Here is an 8174-nt window from a genome sequence, read left to right as displayed (position 1 = left end):
GGCCGCGCTCCCCCCCACCCCCGGGGGCCCCGGGGTGGGTGGGGTTTCGTGGTTTGCGCTCCGCCCCCCCCACGACCGCGAGCGTGCGCTCCAGCGTCCCGGCGTTGTCCAGACCGTGTTCGACCAGGCCACGGCCGACTCCACGGGCGGGTGACGGGTGTCCGTCGCGGGCGTCCTCCCGCAGCGCGGTGCGGAGGTCGGCGGTGAACCCGGCGAGCAGGTGCTCCAGCCGGGACGGCGGCAGGCTCGCGACGGCGGCGGTCGGGATCGTGGAGGCGAGGGCGGCGGCCCAGCGGCGTGCGAACGCGTCCGGGGTGCGCCCGGGGTCGTCACCGGGTCTGGCTGCGCCTGCCTGTTCGGCCATCTTCATTCAGCTCTGCGGCCAATCGCTGAGGTCACCCTGGGGTATTTTCCGGTGCATTGTCACTCGAATGGTGTAATGCAGACCGGTGGTCCCATTCAGCTTACTTGTCCACGACCGGCTTTCCGCAAGACGATCAGCATTTCGCCCACCATCGAATCGGTGTTCCAGGGGGAACGATCGATGTCACACGACCGGGTGAAATTCTGGGAGCGTTCCCGTTCAGGCGACCGAGGTGTAGCGACCCTGGAACCGGACCAGCGGCGCGGCGCCCGCGGCGTGCTGGACCTCCAGCGGTTCACCGACGAGGCCGACGTGGTCGCCCACCGCGATCCGGCGGTCCGTGCGGCAGCGCAGCCGGAGCGGGGCGTCCAGCAGGTGCGGCAGGCCGTCCGCGTCGGGCCGCCAGTGCGTGCCCGCGCCGAACCGGTCGGCCCCGGTGCGGGCGAACAGGTCGGAGAGCGCGGTCTGGCCCGCGTGCAGCAGGTGCACGGCGAACAGCGGCGCGGTGCGCAGGACGGGCCACGCCGACGCGCCCTCACCGATCCAGACCACGATCAGCGGCGGGTGCAGGCTCGCGGAGGTGAAGGAGCTGACCGTGACGCCGACCGGGCCGTCCGGGCCGGTGGCCGTGACGATGCCGACGGTCTGGGGGAAGTCCCGCAGGGCGGTGCGCAGGGTGTCGGCGACGGTCCCGACGGCGTTCGGCTCGGTCACGCGACGAGCATCGCAACGCCGCCCGCGCCGCTCAACCGGGTCCACTTCCCGGGAACCCCTTGCGCAGTCCGCCCGGCACCCGGACGTGCCCGGTGTTCCGAGCGTTCAACTCGGGTGTTCCGAACGTAGGACACGCGTGACGCGAACGTAGGACACGCGCGATCTGGGAGGTCGACGCGCCGGTCAGGTGGGGAGGGTCAGCGGGGTCGGCGGGGAGGCCTTGAGGGTCCGGGTCACGGTGCACAGCTGGTCGATCGCGCGCAGGACGGCGGTCTCCAGGGCGGCGCGCTGGTCGGCGTCCAGGTGCGACACGTCGTAGTCGAGCGCGACCGGCACGCTGGACAGCGAGTGCCCGTCCGCCGAACGCACGTCGTCCGCCCGCGCCACCAGGCCACCGTCCACCCGGCGCGTCACCAGCGTCTCCGCGGTCACCGCCGCGCAACCGGCCGCCGCCGCGAGCAGCAGCTCGACCGGCGTGAACGCACCCTCCGCGCCCTTGCGGCCGATCCGCACCGACGCGCCCCGGTCGTTCGTGGCCACGAAGTCGTGCTGACCGACCAACCGCACCTCGACGTTCGACACCTGACCGACGCTAGTCGATCCGGTCCTTCGTGGCTGCCGCGATCTTGCGCACGTACTCGACGTCACCGCAGTCGTCGTCCAGCCGGCTCTGCCGGATCTCCGTGAACAGCCGGCCCAGCTCGCCCCGCCGCTCGTCGGACACCTCCTCCCGCGCGTCGTTGAGGATCGTGCGCTCCTCCTCGTCCACGTGGTGGTTGAGCGCCTGGACCAGCTCTTCGAGCTTGTCCTCCCACTCCTCGGACGCGGTGTCGGAGACCTCCATCAACGCCAGCAGCGCCTGGTGCCCCTCGGCGTGCTCCTCGGCACCGTGGTCGACCTCGTCGTTGTCGACCTCCTTGTACCGCTTGAGCGCCGGGTAGACCTCGGACTCCTCGGCCTCGGCGTGCGCGACGAGCAGCGCCGCCAACTCGCCCAACAGCGCCGTCCGGTCCGAGTTGCGGTCGCGCAGACCGCGGAAGAGCTCCTCGAACTTCCGGTGGTCGGCCAGGATCAGCTCGACGACATCAGTTGCCATGGCCGCCGATTACCCGGACCTTCAGCTCGTCAACCGCGTAGGTGTCGCCCTGGCTGACGACCTCGACCGGCCCGCTGAACCGGGTCCGGGCCTCCGCCAGCACGGCGTCGCGGTCGGTCCATGGCGCGATGTGCGTGAGCAGCAGCCGCCCAACCCCGGCGTCCGCGGCCAACTGCCCCGCCTGCACGCCGGACAGGTGCTTGCCGGTCGGTCGGTCGTCGGAGTGGGTCCAGGTCGCCTCGGACAGCAGCACGTCCACGCCCTGCGCCAACGCGCGCAACCCGTCGCACGGCCCGGTGTCGCCGGTGTAGGCCATCGTCGCGTCCTTGGTGGCGATCCGGAAGCCGTACGCCTCCGTGGGGTGGTCGACCCGGGTGGCGGTGATCTGGAACGGACCCATGCGGGTGACCGCACCCGGGACCAGGGTGTGGAACTCGAACACGTCGGTCAGGTCGGTGGTGAGCAGTTCGTCGGCGGTCTCCGCGTAGGCGCGGGCGAACCGGTCGGCGGTCTCGGACGGCCCGTGCACGGGCAGCCGGTGTTTCCTCGTGTCGTACGGCGGGTGGGTGTGGTAGCGGCGCGCGACGGCGAGCGTGGTGAAGTCGGCGCAGTGGTCCGGGTGCAGGTGGGAGAACAGCAGGGCGTTCAACGAGAACGCGTCGTGGCGTGCCTGCAGTGCGGCCAGCACACCGCTGCCCAGTTCGATCGCGAGCCGGCAGCCATCCGCCTCGACGAGGTAGCCGGAGGCGGGCCCGTGCGGTCCCGGCAGGCTGCCCGAGCAGCCGAGGATGGTCAACAGCACCCGTGGAGCGTGCCAGGTCAACCGTGGGGGTGGAAGGACGCCTTTTCCAGGCCGGGCAGGAATCGGCGCGCGAGCCTGGCGAACGGCTCCACCGGACCGGTGCAGCTGAACCGCTGGTCGGGCTCCCCGACGCGGAACATGTCGCGCTCCGTGAGCACCCGCACGACGTCCTTCACGGTCTCCTCGGCGCTGGAGACGAGCGTCACGCCGTCGCCCATCACGATCTGCAGCACGCCGGTCAGCAGCGGGTAGTGCGTGCAGCCGAGGACCAGGGTGTCGACCTCGGCGCGCTGCAACGGCTCCAGGTAGGCCTGGGCCATGCCGAGCACCTGGCGGCCGGAGGTGGTGCCGCGCTCCACGAAGTCCACGAACCTCGGGCAGGCGACCGCGGTGACCTGGACGTCCCGTGCGGCGGCGAACGCGTCCTGGTACGCGCCGGACCCGACCGTGCCGATCGTGCCGATGACGCCGACCTTGCCGGTGCGGGTGGTGGCGACGGCCCGGCGCACGGCGGGCAGCACGACCTCGACCACCGGGATGTCGTACCGCTCGCGGGCGTCGCGCAGGCAGGCCGCCGACGCCGTGTTGCAGGCGATGACCAGCAGCTTCGCGCCGTCGGCCACCAGCCGGTCCATGACTTCGAGGGCGTACTTGCGCGCGTCCGCGATCGGCAGCGGGCCGTACGGGCAGTGCGCCGTGTCACCGACGTACCTGATCCGCTCGCCGGGCAGCTGGTCCATGATCGCCCGTGCGACGGTCAACCCGCCGACGCCGGAGTCGAAGATCCCGATGGGCGAATCGGCGGTGACGGTCACGCGTCCAGAGTAGTCCGGGCGCTCTTCGCGGCGTCCCGGGCGACGCCCCACGCCGCGAGGACACCGCCGAGCGCGCCGAACAGGTGACCCTCCCAGGAGATGCCGGGTTGGCCGGGCAGCACGCCCCACAGCGCCGCGCCGTAGAGCGCGAAGACCACCACGGCCACCACGATCTGCAGCGGGCTGCGCGCGAAGATGCCGCGCACCAGCAGGAACGCCAGGAAGCCGAAGATGAGGCCGGACGCGCCGATGTGGCTGCCGTAGGAGCCGAAGACCCAGACACCGAGGCCGCTGGTGAGCCAGATGACCGCCGTGACCTGGAGGAACTGCTTGATCCCGCCGGAGGTGGCGAGGTAGGCCAGCACGAGCAGCGGCACGGCGTTGCCGGTCAGGTGGGTCCAGTCGCCGTGCAGCAGCGGGAACCAGATGATGTTGTCCCACTCGCTGAAGTCGCGCGGGATCACGCCGTCGTCGTTCAGCCGGCCGCCGAGGAGGGTGTCGATGGCCTCCACGACGTAGAGCAGGCCGACGAAGCCGAGCACCACCACCGACGACAGCACGGGCTGGGGCGGTACGACGCGCTTGGCCAACGGCTTCGACGCCCTCGACCCCTTGGGCACGGCCGTCACCGGATCGGGCGTCGGCGGGCTGAACGGACCGGTGGGATCCACGCCCCCAGGTTACGCGCTGATCAGGTGGTTCCGCGGTGGTTCGCGGCGTTCCGGGATGGCCGGTTCGGGCGTGACCGTAGGCTGTGCCGGTGTCGATCGAAGTCGCGGTGCGGGCCGAAGCGCAGTTGGGCGAGGGCCCCACGTGGGACCACGCCAGCGGAACGCTGCTCTGGGTGGACATCCTCGGCAGCGAGGTGCACCGCTACAACCCCTCCGCCTCCGTCGACGCCGACGCCGTGCTCGAAGTGCCGCAGCACGTGGGCGCGGCCAAGCCGCGGTCCCGCGGTGGCCTGGTGGTGAACCTGCGTGACGGCGTGGCGCTGATCGACCGTGACGGCACGAAGACCTGGCTCGTCTACTGGGCGCGTGACGGCGTGCGGGGCAACGACGCGGCGGTCGACCCGGCCGGGCGGCTGTGGGCGGGCACGATGCGGTACGACGAGGACCCGGGCGGGTGGCTCGCGCGGGTGGAGCCCAGCGGTGACGCGAAGGTCGTGCTGGACGGGGTGAGCGTCAGCAACGGCACCGGCTGGAGCCCCGACGGCACGCTCATGTACTACATCGACTCCGGGGAGCGGCGGGTCGACGTGCTCGACTTCGACCGGGAGACCGGTGAGGCGACGAACCGCCGTCCGCTGGTCGAGGTGGGGCGGGGGCTGCCCGACGGCCTCACCGTGGACTCGTCCGGGGCGATCTGGGTGGCGTTGTTCGGCGGGGCGGCGCTGCACCGGTACACGCCGGACGGCCGGTTGGACCGGGAGATCGACCTGCCCGTGGGTCAGCCGACGGCGTGCTGCTTCGGCGGTCGTGACTTCACCGACCTCTACGTGACGACCGCGCGGGTCGGGTTGAGCGACGACGCGTCGAGCGAGCTGGCCGGTTCGGTCCTGGTGCTCCCGGGCGTGGGCGAGGGCCTGCCGTCCACCGCGTTCGCGGGCTGACCGACGTCCTGAGCGTTCAACTCGGGTGTCCTGAACGTAGGACTCTCGCGACGTGAACGTAGGACACGCGTGGTCTGGGGGTTGGACACGCGGGGGTCGGGTGGTCAGAGGGTGTAGGTGGTGTCCGGGGTGGCCAGGGTGACCGGGCCGGGGAAGGCCTCGGTCGCGTCGCGCAGGACGCCGTCGCGGTCCGACCACGGCAGCACGTGGGTCAGCACCAGGCGGCCGACGCCGGCGGACGCGGCCACCTCACCGGCTTCCCGCCCGCTCATGTGCAGGTAGTTGGCGCGGCCCGCCTGCGCCCGCCACGCCGAGTCGGCCAGCAGCAGGTCCGCCCCCTCGGCCAGCCGCACCAGCTCCGGGCACGGCACCGTGTCGCCGGAGAACACCAGCGACACGCCCCCGTGCGAGATGCGGAACCCGTAGGCCTCGCAGATGTGCCGCATGGCGGCCACCTCGACCTCCACCGGCCCCACGGCGTACCGGCCAGGCGCGAGCGGGACGAAGTCGAACACGTCGGTCAGGTCCGTGGTCGCGAGGTCGGCGCGGCTGGCGGCGTGCGCGGCGGCCAGGCGGGATGGCGCGTGCGACGGCGCGAACACCGGCAACCGGCGCTCGGTGACGTCGTAGGGCGGCTCCGGGTGCTCGCGCCGGTAGACGGTCAGCGAGCTGAAGTCGGCGCAGTGGTCGAGGTGCAGGTGCGACAGCAGCACGGCGTCGACGTCGAACGGGTCGCAGTGCCGCGTGAGCGGGCCGAACACGCCGCTGCCCAGCTCCAGCACGATCCGGATGCCACCCGCTTCCACCAGGTACCCGGAGGTGGGCAGAGCGGGCCCCGGCGCACTGCCCGAACACCCGAGCACCGTCAATTGCATGGCCGGAACGATAGCAGCAACGGTGCCGGTGAAAATGCGGAAACACCGACCGTCGTCGTCCTCCCAATTGACCGCCGGAAAGTTCACTCGAACGCATCAACCGAGGTCACAGCTCGGTAGAGCACCTGCGGTTCCCCGAAGGCGAGGAGTACGACCGCAATTCCGGAACCGGCCCGGCGAGGATTTCCCGGCAATTACCGAAGGCGGTTGTCGAGACCCATTCCAGGGGTACCGCGGAATAGGTCGGAACCGTTGTCGGCCGCACCGGCCGGCACGGATCCGCAACTTTCGAGCGACACCGCGCACCCGAACGGGTGCAACGAGCGTTACCGCAGCTCAGGCCGCCAAGTGAGACCCGCAACTTTCACGAAACCGTTGTCCGCGAGGACCTTCCGAACACATAGTGGCGACAACTCTCGCCGTGGTCCTCAAGGAGGAGGGAATGGTCTTGAGAAGCCTGTCGGCCGTGGCGCTCGACAACACCGGAAGGGTGGTGGCGCCGTGAGGATCTTCGGCGCGATCATGACGTCCCTGGTCGCCGCGGCGGCCTTCGTGCTGGCCCTCGTCGTCGCACCCCAGGCGTCCGCCGCCACGCTGACCGAGGTCACCGGCTTCGGCACGAACCCCAGCAACCTGCGGATGCACCTGTACGTGCCGGACCGGGTCCAGGCCAAGCCCGGCGTGCTGCTGGCCGTGCACTACTGCACCGGCACCGGCCCGGCGTTCTACTCCGGCACGGAGTACGCCCGGCTGGCCGACCAGTACGGCTTCATCGTGATCTACCCGTCCGCGACCCGCAGCGGCCAGTGCTTCGACGTGTCGAGCCCGCAGGCGCTGCGCCGCGACGGCGGCAGCGACCCGGTCGGCCTCATGTCGATGGTCCGGTACGTGCTCCAGCGCTACAACGGCGACACCGGCCGGGTGTTCGTCACCGGCGTCTCGTCCGGCGCGATGACCACGAACGTCATGCTGGCCAACTACCCGGACGTGTTCGCCGCGGGTGCGGCGTTCGCGGGCGTGCCGGACGGCTGCTTCGCCACCACCGACGGGTCGAGCTGGAACAGCGCCTGCGCCAACGGCCAGGTGCTCAAGACGCCGCAGCAGTGGGGTGACATCGCCCGCGGCGCGTACCCCGGCTACAGCGGCGCACGGCCGCGCGTGCAGATCTGGCACGGCACCGCCGACGACACCCTGCGGTACCCGAACTTCGGCGAGACGATCGACCAGTGGACCAACGTCCACGGCCTGTCCACCACGCCGACGTCCACCGACAGCCCGCAGTCCGGCTGGACGCGCACCCGCTACGGCACCAAGGTCGAGGGGATCTCGTTGCAGGGCGTCGGGCACAACCTGATGGCGTCGGGCATGGCGTTGCGGGTCATCCAGTTCTTCGGGCTGGACCAGAACACGGGCACGACGACCAGCACCACCACGAGCACGACCACCAGCACGACGACGACCACCACCGACACCACTACGACGACGACCACCACCACGACCACCGACAACCCGCCGACCGGCGGCTGCAAGGTCACCTACACCGTCAACGGCTGGAACACGGGCCTGACCGCGAGCATCAGCATCACCAACACCGGCACCAGCGCGCTCAACGGCTGGCAGCTCGCGTTCACCCTGCCCGGCGGGCAGACCATCACCAGCGGGTGGAACGCCACCTTCTCCCCCACCAGCGGCGCGGTCACCGCGCGCAACGCGTCCTACAACGGCGCGCTCAACCCCGGCGCCTCGGTCGGGATCGGCTTCCAGGCGACCCACAGCGGGAACACCGACAAGCCGACCTCGTTCACGCTCAACGGCGCGGCCTGCACGGTCGGCTGAACCACCGGCCGAGGGGCGGCAAGTGGCCCCCCGGGGGGGGGGGGCCGAGTCCCGGGGGCG

General features: G+C 71.3%; 10 protein-coding genes. 2 read left to right on the top strand and 8 right to left on the bottom strand.

The genetic code is table 11. The features are described from left to right. From AB0G02_RS02910 to AB0G02_RS02880, 7 genes are all read right to left on the bottom strand, one after another. On the bottom strand, window positions 1-364 hold a 364-nt coding region (locus tag AB0G02_RS02910), incomplete at its 3' end, for a hypothetical protein (protein WP_360788380.1). A gap of 219 nt (window positions 365-583) precedes the next feature. Beyond that, window positions 584-1078, bottom strand: a complete 495-nt coding sequence (locus AB0G02_RS02905; RefSeq protein WP_360788377.1) for a flavin reductase family protein — start codon at window positions 1076-1078, stop codon at window positions 584-586. Between the two features lie 183 nt (window positions 1079-1261). After that, window positions 1262-1660: an OsmC family protein gene (locus AB0G02_RS02900; RefSeq protein WP_360788374.1), complete on the bottom strand. Its 399-nt coding sequence runs from the start codon at window positions 1658-1660 to the stop codon at window positions 1262-1264. A 10-nt stretch (window positions 1661-1670) separates the two neighbouring features. Continuing rightward, the gene (locus AB0G02_RS02895; protein ID WP_360788372.1) at window positions 1671-2174 is read right to left on the bottom strand and encodes a hemerythrin domain-containing protein; all 504 of its coding nucleotides are present in this window, start codon (window positions 2172-2174) and stop codon (window positions 1671-1673) included. Beyond that, window positions 2164-2976 (bottom strand): MBL fold metallo-hydrolase, encoded by an 813-nt coding sequence (locus AB0G02_RS02890; protein WP_360788369.1) that lies wholly within the window; start codon window positions 2974-2976, stop codon window positions 2164-2166. The genes AB0G02_RS02895 and AB0G02_RS02890 overlap by 11 nt, the downstream gene beginning before the upstream one ends. 17 nt (window positions 2977-2993) lie before the next feature. Then, entirely contained in the window at window positions 2994-3791 is a 798-nt protein-coding gene (gene murI / locus AB0G02_RS02885; RefSeq protein ID WP_360788366.1) for a glutamate racemase, read from the bottom strand. Continuing rightward, entirely contained in the window at window positions 3788-4420 is a 633-nt protein-coding gene (locus AB0G02_RS02880; protein ID WP_360788448.1) for a rhomboid family intramembrane serine protease, read from the bottom strand. The genes murI and AB0G02_RS02880 overlap by 4 nt, the downstream gene beginning before the upstream one ends. 131 nt (window positions 4421-4551) lie before the next feature. Here AB0G02_RS02880 and AB0G02_RS02875 point away from each other — a divergent pair, with 131 nt between their 5' ends. Continuing rightward, on the top strand, window positions 4552-5403 hold the full coding sequence (locus AB0G02_RS02875; RefSeq protein WP_360788363.1) for an SMP-30/gluconolactonase/LRE family protein: 852 nt from the start codon (window positions 4552-4554) through the stop codon (window positions 5401-5403). 104 nt (window positions 5404-5507) lie between these two features. On the opposite strand, the gene AB0G02_RS02870 is transcribed toward AB0G02_RS02875, so the two are convergent. After that, window positions 5508-6278, bottom strand: coding sequence for an MBL fold metallo-hydrolase (locus tag AB0G02_RS02870; protein ID WP_360788361.1), 771 nt, complete (start codon window positions 6276-6278; stop codon window positions 5508-5510). Between the two features lie 501 nt (window positions 6279-6779). On the opposite strand from AB0G02_RS02870, the gene AB0G02_RS02865 reads away from it, so the two are divergent. Next, entirely contained in the window at window positions 6780-8114 is a 1335-nt protein-coding gene (locus tag AB0G02_RS02865) for a PHB depolymerase family esterase (protein WP_360788358.1), read from the top strand. Window positions 8115-8174: the final 60 nt, after the last annotated feature.

The organism is Actinosynnema sp. NPDC023658, assembly GCF_040639995.1.
GTDB lineage: Bacteria > Actinomycetota > Actinomycetes > Mycobacteriales > Pseudonocardiaceae > Actinosynnema.
Note: the sequence above shows the minus strand (reverse complement) of the source record. Positions and strands in the feature narration are given on the sequence as shown.